General features: G+C 59.7%; 12 protein-coding genes and 1 pseudogene. 6 read left to right on the top strand and 7 right to left on the bottom strand.

Annotation, left to right across the window (positions count from 1 at the left end; all coding sequences use genetic code 11):
- Positions 1-52 precede the first annotated feature (52 nt).
- The 5 genes and pseudogenes from secF to GWK36_RS15455 all read right to left on the bottom strand — a co-directional run.
- On the bottom strand, positions 53-994 hold the full coding sequence (secF, locus tag GWK36_RS09870; RefSeq protein WP_166270991.1) for a protein translocase subunit SecF: 942 nt from the start codon (positions 992-994) through the stop codon (positions 53-55).
- 12 nt (positions 995-1006) lie between these two features.
- The gene (secD, locus tag GWK36_RS09865) at positions 1007-2863 is read right to left on the bottom strand and encodes a protein translocase subunit SecD (protein ID WP_166272609.1); all 1857 of its coding nucleotides are present in this window, start codon (positions 2861-2863) and stop codon (positions 1007-1009) included.
- A 101-nt stretch (positions 2864-2964) separates the two neighbouring features.
- A complete protein-coding gene (yajC, locus tag GWK36_RS09860; protein ID WP_166270990.1) occupies positions 2965-3297 on the bottom strand; it encodes a preprotein translocase subunit YajC in 333 nt (110 codons plus the stop codon).
- 66 nt (positions 3298-3363) lie between these two features.
- A complete protein-coding gene (gene metG / locus GWK36_RS09855; protein ID WP_166270989.1) occupies positions 3364-5412 on the bottom strand; it encodes a methionine--tRNA ligase in 2049 nt (682 codons plus the stop codon).
- Positions 5413-5688: 276 nt separating this feature from the next.
- Positions 5689-5823, bottom strand: a pseudogene (locus tag GWK36_RS15455) (IS5/IS1182 family transposase); the annotation flags it as partial.
- 682 nt (positions 5824-6505) lie between these two features.
- On the opposite strand from GWK36_RS15455, the gene GWK36_RS09845 reads away from it, so the two are divergent.
- The 6 genes from GWK36_RS09845 (at position 6506) to hybE (ending at position 13424) form a co-directional block, all read left to right on the top strand.
- Complete coding sequence (locus GWK36_RS09845) at positions 6506-7399, top strand: IS630 family transposase (RefSeq protein ID WP_343033169.1); 894 nt, start codon at positions 6506-6508, stop codon at positions 7397-7399.
- A gap of 364 nt (positions 7400-7763) precedes the next feature.
- Positions 7764-10541, top strand: a complete 2778-nt coding sequence (locus GWK36_RS09840; protein WP_166270987.1) for a molybdopterin-dependent oxidoreductase — start codon at positions 7764-7766, stop codon at positions 10539-10541.
- Positions 10542-10555: 14 nt separating this feature from the next.
- Positions 10556-11173: a sulfate reduction electron transfer complex DsrMKJOP subunit DsrO gene (dsrO, locus tag GWK36_RS09835; RefSeq protein ID WP_166270986.1), complete on the top strand. Its 618-nt coding sequence runs from the start codon at positions 10556-10558 to the stop codon at positions 11171-11173.
- A 2-nt stretch (positions 11174-11175) separates the two neighbouring features.
- Positions 11176-12135, top strand: a complete 960-nt coding sequence (nrfD, locus tag GWK36_RS09830) for an NrfD/PsrC family molybdoenzyme membrane anchor subunit (protein WP_166270985.1) — start codon at positions 11176-11178, stop codon at positions 12133-12135.
- A 136-nt stretch (positions 12136-12271) separates the two neighbouring features.
- Complete coding sequence (locus GWK36_RS09825; RefSeq protein ID WP_166270984.1) at positions 12272-12874, top strand: TorD/DmsD family molecular chaperone; 603 nt, start codon at positions 12272-12274, stop codon at positions 12872-12874.
- Positions 12864-13424 (top strand): [NiFe]-hydrogenase assembly chaperone HybE, encoded by a 561-nt coding sequence (gene hybE / locus GWK36_RS09820; protein ID WP_166270983.1) that lies wholly within the window; start codon positions 12864-12866, stop codon positions 13422-13424. The genes GWK36_RS09825 and hybE overlap by 11 nt, the downstream gene beginning before the upstream one ends.
- A gap of 124 nt (positions 13425-13548) precedes the next feature.
- On the opposite strand, the gene pyrC is transcribed toward hybE, so the two are convergent.
- Both pyrC and GWK36_RS09810 read right to left on the bottom strand, forming a co-directional pair.
- Positions 13549-14610, bottom strand: coding sequence for a dihydroorotase (pyrC, locus tag GWK36_RS09815; RefSeq protein ID WP_166270982.1), 1062 nt, complete (start codon positions 14608-14610; stop codon positions 13549-13551).
- 66 nt (positions 14611-14676) lie between these two features.
- Positions 14677-15468, bottom strand: a complete 792-nt coding sequence (locus GWK36_RS09810) for an ABC transporter permease subunit (RefSeq protein WP_166270981.1) — start codon at positions 15466-15468, stop codon at positions 14677-14679.
- Between the last annotated feature and the right edge of the window lies 1 nt (position 15469).

The raw sequence follows: 15469 nt of genomic DNA, 5'->3' as shown, positions 1-15469 counted from the left end.
CCTACGGGTTTGGCATCTCTCCCCCGTAACGGAGGTCTCTGACCCCGGGTCTTCAGGGTAGGGGATTGAGCTCGGCGCCTTCCTTTTTGACCAGCAAGAGGTCTTGGCGGCTGAGCCCCAGGGCGATGGCGATCGCTGAGGCGATATAGACGCTCGAATAGGTACCGATCAGGATGCCGATGATCAAGGCCAGGGCAAAGCCACTGATCGCCTCACCGCCTAGGGTATAGAGTGCTACCAAGACCAAGAGAGTGGTCCCGGCGGTGATCAGCGTACGCGAGAGGGTCTGATTGATCGAGGCATTGACGATCGCAACCACCGTTGCCTTGCGCATGCGCCGGAAGTTCTCACGGATGCGGTCGAAGATGACGATGGTGTCGTTGAGCGAATAGCCGATCACTGCAAGCACAGCGGCCAGGACCGTCAAATCGAAGGGGATCTGAAACAGGGAGAAGATCCCGACCGTAAAGAGTACGTCATGCACCAGGGCCGCCACTGCCCCGACCGCAAAGCGCCATTCAAAGCGCAAGGCGACATAGATCAGGATGCCGATCAGCGAGAAGAGCACGGCAAGCCCGCCTTGTTCGCGCAGCTCGGCACCGACCTGGGGCCCGACGAACTCGACGCGCCGAAGCTCCACCTTGCCCTCGACCGCATGGCTTAGGGCGGCAAAGGCGCGTTCGCTGAGCTTGGCATCCCACCCTTCTGGGCCCTTGGGCGGCAGACGCACCAGGACATCGGTGCGCGAGCCGAAGTATTGGATGGTAGCACCCGTAAAGCCCCCGGATTCAAGGGTAGCCCGCACCGAGGCGAGCTCAATGGGTTCTTGATAGCCGAGCTCGAGCAAGGTACCCCCGGTGAAGTCTAGGCCAAAGTCGAAACCGCGGATCAAGATCGCGAGCAGACAAAGCCCCAAGGAGATCCCCGAGAACCAGGCCGCGATCCGGCGCTGGGCCATGAAGTCGATATTGAGATCATTGATGTTGAGTCGCATTGCGCAGGCCCCCTAGATCGCCAGTCGATTGAGCCGCCGCCCGCCATAGATCAGATTGACCAGGGCGCGCGAACCGAGGATGGCGGTGAACATCGAGGTCAGGATGCCGATGAACAGGGTCACAGCAAACCCCTTGACCGGCCCGGTCCCGAAGCTAAACAACACCACGGCTGCGATCAGGGTTGTCACATTGGCATCGACGATGGTGGAAAAGGCCTTGTCGTAGCCTGCGTGGATGCTCGCCTGGGGCGTATTGCCGTTTCTGATCTCCTCGCGGATGCGCTCATAGATCAGGACATTGGCATCTACCGCCATGCCGACCGTCAGCACGATACCGGCGATGCCCGGCAGGGTCAGGGTCGCTTGGAGCAGCGAGAGAACAGCGATGATGAGGATGAGGTTAGCGATAAGCGCAAGGTTTGCCACCAAGCCAAAAATCCGATAATAGGCGGCCATAAAGATTAAAACTAAGACTGTACCGATCATGGCCGAGCTGAAACCCTGATTGATGTTGTCCTGGCCGAGGCTCGGGCCGATGGTGCGTTCCTCAACGATCTGGATAGGTGCAGCTAGGGCGCCTGAGCGCAACAAAAGCGCAAGGTCATGGGCCTCCTTGCTGCTATCAAGCCCAGTGGTCTGGAAGCGCCGGCCGAATGGCTCACGGATGGTCGCCACACTGATCACCTCCTCGACCTTGCGGCTGGTCTTCACCGGCTGACCATCAACCATCTGGGTCAGGGTGCGATTCTCAATGAAGACCACAGCCATGGGCTTGCCGACATTCTCTGTTGTCACCTCACGCATCCGCCGCGCCCCCTGGGCATCGAGACTGACAAAGACGGCCGGGCTTCCGGTCTGATGATCAAATCCAGCCGAGGCATCGGTGATCTGATCACCAGTGACGATCACCCGGCGTTTAAGGAGGATCGGCTTTCCCTGGCGGTCGTAATAGAGCCTGCTGCCCGCAGGCACCCGCCCGGCTAAGGCATCGGCGATGCTGCCCTCGGTATCGACCAAGCGATATTCGAGCGTCGCTGTAGCACCCAGGATCTCTTTCAACCGCCCTGGATCTTGGGCGCCGGGGAGCTCGACCACGATCCGCCGCTCGCCTTGACGCACGATGCTGGGTTCAGCCACCCCAAGGGCATTGACCCGATTGCGCAGGGTGGTGATGTTCTGTTGGAGGGCGAAGTCCTTGATCCGTTTCTGTTCGGGTTCAGGAAGGGTGACGAGCAAAGACAGGGGTTCGGTATCGCCGCCTGCTTGGATCATCAGCTCGCGGAACTCGCGTTTGAGCCTTTTTTCTGCGGCATCGCGGGAGGCTGCATCCTCGAAGCGGATGCGGATCGCTTCGCCCTCGCGGGTGAGTGCGGCGTAACGGATCTTGTCATCGCGCAACAGGGTGCGCAGGTCGTTGCTATAGCGCTCGAGCGCCTGTTCGAGCGCCGCTTCCATATCGACATCGATCACCACATGGATGCCGCCGCGCAGATCCAGGCCCAGCGACATAGGTCTGAGATCCAGGGCATGCATCCAACCTGGCAGGTCTGCAGACTGGGTCAAGGCGGTGCGATAGCGCTCGCTAAGCGCCCCTTCGATCGCTTCCTGGCCTTTGAGTTGATCGGCGGGGGTTGGGAAACGCACCAGCAGCTTGTCGCCCTCGAGCCGATCGATGCGTTTGAACGGTACCTTGGCATTCTCAAGCGCGGCCTTCAGCTCCGCCGGGGTTGAATCAGTGACCGCCTGGCCGCGCGCCGCGGTGATCTCGATCGCCGGGTCCTGGGGATAGAGGTTTGGCCAGGCAAACAAAAATCCCAGCAGGATGACACCTAGGATGAGCAGGTTTTTCCACAATGGATAGCGGTTCATAGCGTTCCAGAACGGTCTGGGCATGGCGTACGACCATGCCCAGATTAAAGACGGTCACACCTGAATGTAAGGGAGTCGGCCACTTCGTCTATTTTTGGCGCTTAGAGTTCCTGCAATGTCCCTTTAGGCACAACAGCCTCAACAGCCATGCGGCGGACCTTGATCCTGACACCCTCGGCAACCTCGATCAGGATGAAGTTCTCACCGAGGTCGATGATGCGCCCGGCAAGCCCGCCCAGGGTGATGACCTCATCTCCCTTGGCCAGGGACTCGACCATCTTGCGATGTTCCTTCTGACGCTTGGCCTGGGGGCGGATCAATAAAAAGTAAAAGACCACCGCAAACAGGATCAGCGGCAGAAAGGCCATGAAGGGGTCGCCGGCAGGGGCAGGGGCAGCAGCCTGAGCGAAGGCGTCGGGGATCATGAAGCTCATGGATCTTGAGATTCCTGTGTTGAAAACGATGGCCAGTAATTATCGCATAGCCATCGCCAAAGCGCGCTATTTGATCCGCATCCCGGGCTCGGCGCCAGCGTCCGGGCTGAGAATAAATAGATACTTGCCGCCGGGCCCTGCTGCCAGCACCATGCCTTGCGAGACGCCGAAACGCATCTTACGCGGTTCCAGATTGGCGACCATGACCGTCAGCCGTCCCTCGAGGTCTTTAGGGTCATATGCCGCGCGGATGCCGGCAAAGACGGTGCGCAGCTCACTCCCTAGGTCCAGTGTGAGCTCGAGGAGCTTGTCTGCGCCCTCGACGAGTCTTGCCTGCTGAATCCTAGCCACCCGCAAATCGATCTTGGCGAAGGTATCGTAATCGATCAGTGGGGCAATCGGGTCGCGTTGCAGATGGGGATTGGCGGAGGGGGGCGCGGCGACCACTGCGCTCTCCTTGGCGCTGAGGTCCTCTTTTGCCTCATTGAGCATGGCCTCGATCTGTTTGGGGTCGATACGGGTGAGCAAGGGCTTGAAGGGCGCAATCTGCTGGCCGAGCAAGGGCTGGCTGAGCGTCTCCCAGGTCAAAGGCGGGATCTTGAGGAAGGATTCGGCGGCCTCGGCAGTCCCGGGGAGTACAGGACGCAGATAGCCGATAAGGAGACGAAAGAGATTCAGTCCCTGGGTGCAGACCCCTTGCAGCTCGGCTGCGCGCTCCGCTTCCTTGGCGATCATCCAGGGCGACTGTTCGGCGATGTATTGATTGGCGCGATCGGCCAAGGCCATGACCTCACGCACCGCGCGACTGAACTCACGCCGTTCATAGGCGGTTGCGATCGACTCGCCGGCGGCGACAAACTCAGCATAAAGCTCGGGATGGGGCAACCACTCCGCCAGCCAACCGGAAAATCCTTTGGTAATGAAACCAGCGGTACGGCTGGCGATATTAACCAGTTTGCCGACGAGATCGGCGTTGACTCGGGCAATAAAGTCATCGAGATTCAAGTCGATGTCATCTACGCCGGGCCCCAGCTTGGCGGCGAAATAATAGCGCAGATATTCCGGGTCCAGGTGATTGAGATAGGTGCGCGCCTTGATGAAGGTCCCGCGCGACTTGGACATCTTTTGGCCATCGACAGTCAGAAAGCCGTGAGCGAAAATCGCTGTCGGTGTCCTGAAACCAGCGCCCTGCAGTAAAGCAGGGAAGAAGAGCGCATGAAAATAGATAATATCCTTGCCGATAAAATGATAGAGCTCGGTTTGTGAATCCGCGGCCCAGAAGCGCTCGAAATTGAGACCAGGCGTCTTGGTACAGAGGTTTTTAAAACTGGCGAGATAACCAATCGGGGCATCGAGCCAGACATAGAAGTACTTTCCTGGATGATCTGGGATCTCGAAGCCGAAATAGGGAGCATCGCGCGAGATGTCCCACTCTTGCAGACCCTCGGCAAACCATTCGTCGAGCTTGTTGGCTACCTCCTTTTGCAAGGTGCCGCTGCGGGTCCATTCCTTTAGTATCTGCGCAAAATCGCCCAGCTTAAAGAAATAATGCTCGGATTCGCGCTGTTCGGGAACAGCGCCCGAGATCGCCGAGCGCGGGTTTTTTAACTCGGCGGGTGAATAACTAGCGCCGCAGGCCTCGCAATTGTCGCCATATTGATCGGGCGCGCCGCAGCGCGGGCAATTGCCCTTGATGAACCGGTCTGGTAGAAACATCTGTTCCACTGGATCATAGGCTTGGGTAATGATACGCTGGACGATGTGTCCTGCAGCGAGGTTGCGTCGATAGATGAGATGGGAAAGCTCTTGGTTTTCTGGTGAATGGGTCGAGTGATAATTATCGAAGCCGATCCGGAAGGCGGCGAAATCGGCCTGATGTTCCTTGGCCATCCGCTCGATCAGTGCCTCGGGGCTGATCCCTTCTTGGCGGGCGCGCAGCATGATCGGGGTGCCATGGGCATCATCGGCGCAGACATACCAGCAATTGTGCCCGCGCATCTTCTGAAACCGCGCCCAGATATCGGTCTGGATGTATTCGACAAGATGACCGATGTGGATAGGACCATTGGCATAGGGAAGGGCGCTGGTGACGAGGATATTGCGGACCTGGCTCATGGATGATTGGATCTCGGTGGCTGCGATCTTTGACTTGATACACCGGGGCAACCCTAGGTGCAGGGGCCGGGTTAGGCCCGGTGCTGGAGGGCGATTATGTCATGATTCTTGGCTCAGGGCGCTGTGGGCTGACAGAGGGCTGGGCAACTGAGCGGTCGATTTTTGACGCCATGGCTTCAAACCGACCTGGTTCGGCTCCGCTTGGTGACCAATTTGGCCTATTAACCGGTTATTTTTCCGCCTTTTGGCGAAGTTTGTCAGGGTTCCATCCTGCACATGTCGCGCATTCCACCAGCCAGACGGACTACCGATGCGCACCGGCTTGTACGTGGCAAAGCATAAAAACACTTGCCCCGCCAATTTAGCCTTGCCGATCAGATGCCTCATGCGCAAGCCGCCTGCGGTCTTCAGGTCGCATTGCACCTGGTTAGAGACATCCTCAGCGAGGATGTCCAGCTCCAAGACAGCCAGATGGCTGAAAAAACACTGGCGCAGACCCAGGCCTCTCTATCGACCAGGAGACCGCCCGTTCGTTGTGCCCTTCAGCCGCCCGGGTGATGAGCTGACCGAGGCGCAAATGCCGGTCCTTGGGCGCAGGATCGATCGCGACCCCAAGCTGTTTGGCATTCGCCTTCAGGAGCTCGTAGATGTATCCCTCAAGCCCTCTGGGCTCCTGGAGTCTTCCTGCGGCAAAGCTGAGACGATGCCACTGGGTAACTCTGGTTCTAGTCCAGATAAAAGAAAAGACGCTGAAAGCTGATCGATGATTTATCTGAAATCAGGATGGAGCGCAGAAGAGATATTTGAGGGCCTCGGTAAAATATTGGGTTATTCCTACTGCTGCGGTAGACCAGCGGACAATTTTGCGGGTGACATTTATGTCGATTTTACAATGACGTGATATGACGAGTGATGTTGAAAACCGTGTTCTGCCCTTATTTCAATTATTGATAAGAAACACATGCTTTTGAAATTGAGTGAGCTGTCCTGATGTCGTGGGCATGGAAAGACGAGACATGAGATTGCTGTCGTTTGCGGCGCGCGAAGAGCGGCGGCGTAGCTGGACGTATGAAGCGATAGGCGCGCAGAGGGGATTGTTGGGCGCAGGGGTGTTCGACATCTGCAAAGGCTATGGGCGCGAAGGGGCCCAAGGGCTCAAGGAAAGGTGGGTGAGAAGCGGGCGCTGTTGGCGGAGCAGGACGCCCAGATACGCAAGCTCATGTGCGACGGGACACCGGATGAGCTGAAGCTGCCGTTTGCGCTGTGGAGCCGGCAGGCGGTGCGGCAGTTGATCCTCGACCGTTTTGGCATCGAGCTCAGGCCGCAGGGGGAAGGCAAGTACATGGCGCGCTGGGGATTGACGCCCCAGAAACCGATTCGGCGCGCCTATGAGCAAAGCCCGCCGGCGGGCAAGACGTGGCTTGAGGAGACCTACCCGGACATTGCCCGGCGCGCCAAGGCCGAGGGCGCCGAAATCCACTGGGGCGATGAAACGGGGCTGCGCTCGGACGAGGTGCGCGGGCGCTCTTATGCGCCGGCGATCAAGACGTCCGAGATTCGCGTCACGCACCGTCGCGAAGGCCTGTCGGTGATCTCGACGCTGACCAACCGCGGCAAGGTGCCTTGGAAGGCGTTCGCGGGGGCGATGAACGCCGACATCCTGATCGACTTCATGAAGCGGCTGGTCAAGGACGCCAGGGGCAAGAAGATCTTCCTCATCCTCGACAACCTGCGCGTGCATCACACCAAGCCGGTCAAGGCGTGGCTGGCTGCATGCGCCAATCAAATCGAGGCCTCCTCCCTCCCCCCCTACAGCCCAGCACTGAACCCCAACGAGATGCTCAAGGCCACCATCACCGCGCAGGCGCCCTCCCGCACTAAGGACGATCTGAAGAAGGCGACCGTCAGCCACCTGCGCCGCCTTCTCAATTCCCCCCAACGCATCATGCGCTACTTCCAGCATCCCAAGCTCCATGATGCCACGTAATACAAGTTCATTGGTTTCGAATTAATTTGGTTTCGAATTAATAAAGATACCGCAATCCTCAGGTCGTGCCTTTTTGTAAAACGCCATTCGAAAGGTATTTGACGACGGGTAGATCGCGAGAACCATACATCGCGCTAGCAGTCATCGCGCTAGCAGTCTCTGAAACCATAAGATCGGTGTCAGTGTTCGGACCGGGGGCGTTACAAGAATTGATGCATATCAATCAATCCGTATCTTCCGATGGATCCGCCTGGGCGCCATGTCGTAATGTTTCAGCCTGGCCCCCGCTTGCCGGTTGCATCGCGCAAGAACGATTCCGTGGCCACGACCCGGTTCGATCTTACCACCCTGGAGGACACCCCCCATGGCTTGGAGTATTCCACGCCTTTCGCGCCGCGCCTTTTTGAAGACCACAGGCTTGGGTGCGGCCGGTTTGACCCTGTTGTCGCCCGCGACCCAGCTCGTCAAGGACGCTGCAGCTGAGGAAGAAGAAGCCAAGGAGGAGATCTATTACAGCATCTGCAACTTTTGCTCATCGCTGTGCAATCTCCGGGTGACGACCCGCACCCACAAGGGCAAGAAACGGGTCGTCAAGCTGGACGGCAATCCGTACTCGACCCTCAATCGCGGCAAGATCTGTGCGCGCGGCCAGGCCGGGCTGCGCCAGACCTATGACACCGATCGGATCAAGACCCCAATGATCCGGGTCAAGGGCAGGAAACGCGGCGACTATGCCTTCCGCCCTGCAAGCTGGGAGGAGGCCTATGACTATATCGCCAAGAAGGTCCAGGCAGCCAGGATCAAGCCCTGGGAATGGACCATGGTCGGGGGCTGGACCTCGTGCGTGTTCTATATGAACTGGGCCGTGCCCTTCGCCATGGCCAACGAGATCCCCAATATCGTCGCCTCGCCGATGCAGCATTGCGTGACCACCGGACACCTGGGCACCGACATGGTCACCGGCAACTTCAATATCCACGACGAGGTGTTGCCGGATTTTGATAACGCCAAATATATCCTGCTGGTCGCCAATAACGCCTCGATCGGCGCGGTCTCGACCTGTCGCATGGTGCGTTTTGCCCAGGGCCGCAAAAAGGGTGCCAAGATCGTCGCCCTCGATCCCCGTCGCTCCGAGACTGCGGCCAAGGCCGATGAATGGATCCCGATCAAACCAGGCACGGATCTGGCCTTTTTGCTCGCCATGATGCGCATCCTGATGAGCGATGGGCTGTATGACGGCGATTTCCTGTGCCGCCATACAAATATGCCGTTTTTGGCTTATCGCGATGAGGCGGGCGAGCTGCGGTTGCTGAGTGATGCCGAAGGGCGGCCCCAGGTATTGGTTGAGGGGGCGGCCCAGGTGCGGGTGTTGCCCAAGTTTACTAACGACAACCAGCGCGATATCGAGGGCCATACCTTTACCCCGGCCCTGACCACACCTAAGGGGTTCAGCCTGGATGGACGGGCGGTGATGACCGTCTTCGAGGCGCAGCTTCAGGAGCTTGCGCCCTATACACCCGAATGGGCCGCCGAGATCACCGGCATCCCCGCCCAGGACATCCGGCGCATCGCTTATGAGTTCGGTACCACCCGCCCGGCGATCATCGACCCCGGCTGGCATGGCGCACGCTTCGGCAACGTCATGATGCTGCGCCGGGTGCAGGCCATGATCCAGGCCTTGACCGGCGGGATCGACCGCGTCGGCGGCTGGATCAATTCAGGCGAGGTGCATCACAAGGCGGCGCACATGTACGAGGCCATGGAGCACGGCTATGAGATGGGCTCACCCTTGGCCTCGCTTGCCGGCATGGCCTTCGCTAAGATGGTGATCAATGCGCTCTCGAAGGGCGAGAACTTTTCCCATGGGCGCCCGGGTTGGACCTGGGCCTGGAACGCCCAAGAACAGGCCGCTGGGCGCTTCAATGTCGCGTTGCCGGTGATGACCGATTCTGGGCTCAAGGAATCGGTCGAGGGGCGGGTCAAATTCAAGGGCGAGCCCTATCTGACCCGCGCCTTTTTGATCAACGCCTCCAACCCGGTGCGCCACTATTATCCCGACACCCGCTGGAAGGAGACCCTGGCGCATGAGAACGTCGAGCTGGTGGTCCTGATCGATGTCCTGCCCTCGGATACCGCCCTCTATGCCGATGTCATCCTGCCGAATACGACCTATCTCGAGCGCGACGAGCCGACGCTCTACGGCAACGGGGTCAATCACGACCTGGCGCTGACCACCCGCTATGCCGCCATCCCACCGCTCTATGACACCGAGGAGGCCGCGGATATCCTGCTGAAGATGACCGAGATCATCTCGGGCAATACCGACACCTTCCACGACTGGGTCGAAAAGCTCACAGGTCTTCGGGCTGAACCGATCAAGGCAGCGCTGGCGCGCAACCGTCAAAAGATGAAAAAGGGCGCCTATCAGCAGGCCTGCCGCGAGGTGGCATTCGCCCAGACCGCCGACCGTCTCGGCGTCACCCCCCAGCATATCGATGAGGTGCTGCGCGCCAAGGGGGTCTATCACGAGATGGACCGCGATACAGTTTTGGCCCGTTATGCCATGCCAGCCAAGCTCCCGGTTCCCACCGAGAGCGGACGCATCGAGTTCTACTCGAGCCTGATGTGTCAATTGCGCGATGGGGGCCACACCGAGCCCAACTTCAGCGTGCTGGCCACCTATATCCCCGTCAAGCTGCGTTCGGGTTCACCCCAAGAGGTCGCCGCCCCCCTCGCCAAGGACGAGTTCTATTTCACCTATGGCAAGACCCCAACTGTCTCGCACGGCTCGACCAATAGCAATAACCCGGTACTTGCGGCGATCAATGAGTTCAAGACCGATGTCTACAAGGGGGTCTGGATCCACCCCAGCCGCGCCCAGGCGCTCGGTATCCGCATGGGCGATCGCATCCAGATCACCAACACCCAATCCGGACAGCAGACCACAGGCCACGCCTATGTCACCCGTCTCATCCATCCCGATGTGCTCTTCGTCTATAGCTCGTTTGGGGTCGAGAACAAGGCGCTCTCGCGCACCCATGGCGAGGGCACGGCCACCAGTAAGCTGATCCCCTACCAGGTTGAACCCGTGGTCGCCGGTTTTCGCTCGCAAGAGTTCACTGTGCGGGTCACGCGGCTGTGACGGAGGAGTTTTACATGACGCACTATGCCATGGTCATCGACCTCAACACCTGCGTCGGCTGCAATGCCTGTATGGCTGCCTGCGCGATGGAAAACCAGACACCGGTCTGGGACAAAAACAAGTGGCGCACCTATGTGCATGACAAAGAGATCGGCCTAGGCTCAGACGTACACCGCCGGTTCTTCCCAAGGTTATGCAATCATTGCGACAACCCACCCTGCATGACCGTCTGTCCTACGGGCGCAACCTATAAGAAACCCAACGGGATCGTCATGGTCGATCAGGACCTGTGCATGGGCTGCCGCGCCTGCGCCATGGCCTGTCCCTATCAGGCGCGGGTCGAGGTCAGTTGGGCAGATGTCAAAGAAGGACGTGCCTTTTATGGGTCGGATTACCGGCGCCGCCGGCCCAGCGTCGATAAATGCTCGTTTTGCGATCACCGGGTCGAACAGGGACTCAAACCGGCCTGTGTCGAGACCTGCGTGGGGTCAGCGCGGCTGTTCGGCGACCTGGACGACCCAGAGGATCCCATCGCCCAGATGGTGGCCAGCGGGGTGGCCCGGCCCCTGATGCCGCACATCGGCACCCGGCCCAATGTCTATTACATCGACGACATCCGCTGGAGGGGTTAACCATGGACGTCAACATGACCTATACAACCCAGGAGATCTGGACCTGGTGGTTGGCGATCTATCTCTACTTCGGGGGTCTGGGGGCAGCGACCCTGGCGGTGACCTTTCTCACCGATATGTATCTCAAACCCGATCGCGGGCTCGTGATCTGGGGCGCAGGGGCTGGGGTGGTCTTATTGGCCTTGGGTTCATTGATGCTCTTTGGCCATCTGCTCGACAAATTTGCGGTGATTAATGTCCTTAATCCCTTGGTGTTATTCCACAAACCCGATGCCTGGATCGCCTGGGGGACCCAGTTCATCATCTGGATGATGGTCTGGGGCATCCTTTATGCCCTGCCCTACGTGCGCGAGACCGATTTTCCGCGCAAGGTTCCGTTCATCCGTGGGCTCATCGATCAACCCTTCGTCATTGGTATCGCCCACTTGGTCAAACGGTTCCGGCGGGCGGTGGGGTGGCTCGCCGTTGTCAATGGGGTCGGAGTCGCTGTTTATACGGGTTTGTTGCTCCAATCCTTCCCGGCCGTTCCCCTTTGGCACAACCCAGCAGTCCCCTTGCTCTTTACCATCTCGGCCTTCTCGACCGCCATGGCCTTTCTCTTGGTCGTGATGTATACGCTCATGCACGATCAGGCGCATGAGCATGTGCGGGTGCTTTATGAGCGCATCGACCTGGTGTTGATCGCCGCTGAGCTCGTCGTCCTGTTTTCGCTATATCAATATCTGAAGAACGGCTCAGAATCGGCGGTGCGCTCGCTCGAGCTACTTTGGAACGATTACGGCTGGGTGGTGGGGTTCATCGGCTTCGGCCTGATCGCGCCCTTCTTCTTGGAGCTCAAAGGTGTGATCCAGGGCTGGCGAAGCCGCGTACCGATCCTCACTGCCTCGGTGCTGGTGCTGATCGGCGGGTATCTCTTGCGGCATTATTTCATGTACGCCGGGGTCTATGCCTATCCCTGGTGAGGATGGCTGCAGAAGGGGGCCGTGGTCTCTCATGTGGCTGGGCAGGGCAGGGGGCAATAGGTGGTCTATGCCATGCATGGGCGCTGAGTGGGCATAAAGGAAGGCTCGGGGCTGCCGGATAGGAGACCTATCTTTCATGCGGAGCGTATCGCCTGACCCTGCCCATCTGCGCCGACTAGCTCTCCTGTTGGCCTTTCCCGAGACCGAGGCCATCGCCGTGCTGTGGGAGCTGGCTACCCAAGAGCCTTGGCTGGGCGAGGCCATCGCCGAACTCGAGTCCCTATCCCTCGATCACTGGCAGGCCGAATATACCCGGCTGTTCCTCGTCGGTTATCCGCAGACGCCGTGCCCGCCCTATGAGTCGGCCTATCGCGAGGGATCGATGCACGGCCAGGCTGTTCACTCATTACAAGACCTCTATCGGCGCATCGGCCTCGAGGCCCAGTCCATGCCTGCCGACTATCTGGGCACCCAGCTCGAGTGCGCTGCCTATCTGGCGGACAGGGGAAGGGCCTATTCAGCTGGGACAGAGGCGCCTGCGGGCGGCAAGGGGCTGACAACCTGGCCAACATCCACTGCAGATCCCCTAGCCCTTGCCACTGAGCTGTGGGAGGAGCATCTGTGCCGCTGGCTGCCGCGTTTTGCCGCCGATCTACAGGTCCAGACCCAGTTGCTGTTATACCGGCAGCTTGGCGCACAGCTCGCTCAACTGTGTGCAGGGTGCAGTCATGCTGATTGAACCATCCTGGCAGCTCTTTCAGGAGCTCGACGATGATCGGGCATTGGTTGAGCGGGTCATTGCGCTCCACGCCGCACTGCGCAACGAGATCCTAGCCGGCGACCCTATGCTCAACCCCAAACTGCCGATTGAGGTCCGCGCCTTGCGCCGGATCGATGACTGGCGGGCACTGCTGCTTCTGACCCCCTGGATGCTGGCGCGCCTGTTTTTCCCCCTGCGGGTGCCGGCAATCGAGCTACCTACAGGCTGGTCGGCGGCAGAACAGCAAGGGGCGGCATATCAGGTGCTCGGCCCCCGTATGTGTTTTGACCTCCTCGGTCAGCCGCAACAGGCCCATCTCGGCTATCTCCAGGGGTTAGGACATTATCTTTTACAGCCCATTTGTCTCAATCTGGAGCCCTATCCCGATGCCGATGCAGTCTTCGCCGCCTGGGCCGATGTCATCCGTGTGCGCGATGAGCACATGGAGGCTGCGCGTCGCGACTGCCCGCTCCAGCGCGAAATCTCCAGGCGGGAGCTGTTCAAGCGGTTGCGGCCAGGGGATGATTGATTCGAAACAGATCGACTAGACCTCTTTGACTGCAACCGCCGGCAACAAGGGTGATCAACTGCTGATAGACCCACGCTTTCTGAAACCCTTGTCAAAAAAATGGCCGAATCTAATCAGGGTTGATTCAGCAGCGGTTGGGTGAGCACAAGGCCGAGTGCCAGGCAATCGTCTCATTGGCGCGGAGCGGGATCAGACGATCATCGCCAAACTCATATATCGAGGGTACCGTCCAGGGTTCTTTGCGCAGACAGACCCGCCCCAGATTGCGCGGCAGGCCATAAAAATCAGGTCCATGTCGGCTGGCAAACCCCTCGAGGCGATCCAAGGCGCCGGCCTGTTCAAAGACCTCGGCATAGAGTTCCAAGGCGGCATGGGCAGTAAAGATCCCGGCGCAGCCGCAGGCCATCTCCTTGGCCCTGCGAGAATGCGGTGCGCTGTCGGTCCCTAGGAAAAACCTGGGGTCGCCGCTGGTCACCGCCTCGATGAGCACAAGCCGATGGCGCTCGCGTTTGAGCACCGGCAGACAATAGAAATGGGGGCGGATGCCGCCTGCAAGCATGGCGTTGCGGTTATAGAGCAGGTGATGCGCCGTGATGGTGGCAGCCAGGGTCTCCGGCCCTGAGCGCACCGCATTCACCGCCTCGGCGGTGGTGACGTGTTCGAGCACGATCTTAAGCCCCGGCACCCGCTTTATCAGCGGGCGTAGGACCTGCTCGATGAAGGCCGATTCGCGATCGAAGATGTCCACCTGCGGATCGACCACCTCGCCGTGGATGAGCAAAGGCATCTCCACTGCACGCATGGCCTCGAAGACAGGCTGCAGGCGCCAGATGTCGGTGACCCCCTGGTCCGCATGGGTGGTGGCACCGGCGGGATAGAGCTTACACGCAAAGACCGCACCGCTTGCTTTGGCGCGCTCGATCTCTTCGGGCGCCGTCCGGTCGGTGAGATACAGGGTCATCAGGGGCTGAAACCGGCTGTCGGAAGGCAAGGCTGCGCGGATGCGGTCGCGATAGGCAAGTGCCTGCTCGGTCGTGGTCACCGGCGGTCTGAGGTTGGGCATGACGATGGCACGACCAAAGATGCGGGCGCTAAAGCCCACCACAGCAGCAAGCTCGGGACCGTCGCGCAGATGGAGATGCCAATCGTCAGGCTGGATGAGCTCGATCTCGTTTCGTGTCGTCATGTCGTCCTCAGGCCCTCGCCGTCACTGGTAGATGGTAAGGCGAGCACATCGTGCCCATGCTCACCCTCACCGCCGCCGCATGGATGAACCGGCGATCAGGACGGCGATCGCAACCAAGCAGACGATCAGGGTCGCCAAGGCATTGATCTGCGGTGAGACCCCCATGCGTACGCTCGAATAGATCACCATGGGCAGGGTGGTTGCGCCTGGGCCGGAGACGAAGCTCGCGATCACCAGGTCATCGAGCGAGAGGGTGAAGGCCAACAGCCAGCCCGACAGCAGGGCCGGTGCGATCAAAGGCAGAGTGATCTGGAGATAGACGGTCAGCGGGCGCGCCCCCAGGTCCATCGCCGCCTCTTCGAGCGAGCGGTCCATGCGCATCAAGCGCGAGCGTACCACGACCGCGACATAAGCAAGGCTGAAGGTGATATGGGCGATGGTGATGGTGGTGAATCCTCGACCCCCCGGCCAGCCGATGGTCTGCTGCATGGCGACAAACAGCAATAACAGCGACAGGCCGATGATCACATCCGGCATCACCAGGGGCGCGGCAAGAAGCAGCTCAAACAGGGTGCGCCCACGAAAGCGCGGGTGACGCACCAGGGCATTGGCGGCTAGGGTCCCTAGAACCACAGCGACCGTGGCATTGACTGCGGCGATGCGCACGCTCAGCCAGGCGGCCTCGAGGAGCTGGCGGTTGTGCAAAAGCTCCCGATACCACTTGAGCGAAAAGCCCGACCAGACGGTGACCAGGCGCGATTCGTTGAACGAATACAGGATCAGGAGGGCGATCGGGATATATAAAAACGCATAGCCGAAGGCTAGGACGCTGAGCAAGGGCCAGGACCTGCGTCCCATG

It is taken from the genome of Caldichromatium japonicum (genome assembly GCF_011290485.1).
Classification (GTDB): Bacteria; Pseudomonadota; Gammaproteobacteria; order Chromatiales; family Chromatiaceae; genus Thermochromatium; species Thermochromatium japonicum.
Note: the sequence above shows the minus strand (reverse complement) of the source record. Positions and strands in the feature narration are given on the sequence as shown.

Bases quoted from the DNA above. Each gene is read 5' to 3' on its own strand.
- secF (WP_166270991.1), bottom strand. From the start codon at position 994: ATGCGACTCAACATCAATGATCTCAATATCGACTTCATGGCCCAGCGC.
- secD (WP_166272609.1), bottom strand. From the start codon at position 2,863: ATGAACCGCTATCCATTGTGGAAAAACCTGCTCATCCTAGGTGTCATC.
- yajC (WP_166270990.1), bottom strand. From the start codon at position 3,297: ATGAGCTTCATGATCCCCGACGCCTTCGCTCAGGCTGCTGCCCCTGCC.
- metG (WP_166270989.1), bottom strand. From the start codon at position 5,412: ATGAGCCAGGTCCGCAATATCCTCGTCACCAGCGCCCTTCCCTATGCC.
- GWK36_RS09840 (WP_166270987.1), top strand. From the start codon at position 7,764: ATGGCTTGGAGTATTCCACGCCTTTCGCGCCGCGCCTTTTTGAAGACC.
- dsrO (WP_166270986.1), top strand. From the start codon at position 10,556: ATGACGCACTATGCCATGGTCATCGACCTCAACACCTGCGTCGGCTGC.
- nrfD (WP_166270985.1), top strand. From the start codon at position 11,176: ATGGACGTCAACATGACCTATACAACCCAGGAGATCTGGACCTGGTGG.
- GWK36_RS09825 (WP_166270984.1), top strand. From the start codon at position 12,272: ATGCGGAGCGTATCGCCTGACCCTGCCCATCTGCGCCGACTAGCTCTC.
- hybE (WP_166270983.1), top strand. From the start codon at position 12,864: ATGCTGATTGAACCATCCTGGCAGCTCTTTCAGGAGCTCGACGATGAT.
- pyrC (WP_166270982.1), bottom strand. From the start codon at position 14,610: ATGACGACACGAAACGAGATCGAGCTCATCCAGCCTGACGATTGGCAT.
- GWK36_RS09810 (WP_166270981.1), bottom strand. From the start codon at position 15,468: ATGGGACGCAGGTCCTGGCCCTTGCTCAGCGTCCTAGCCTTCGGCTAT.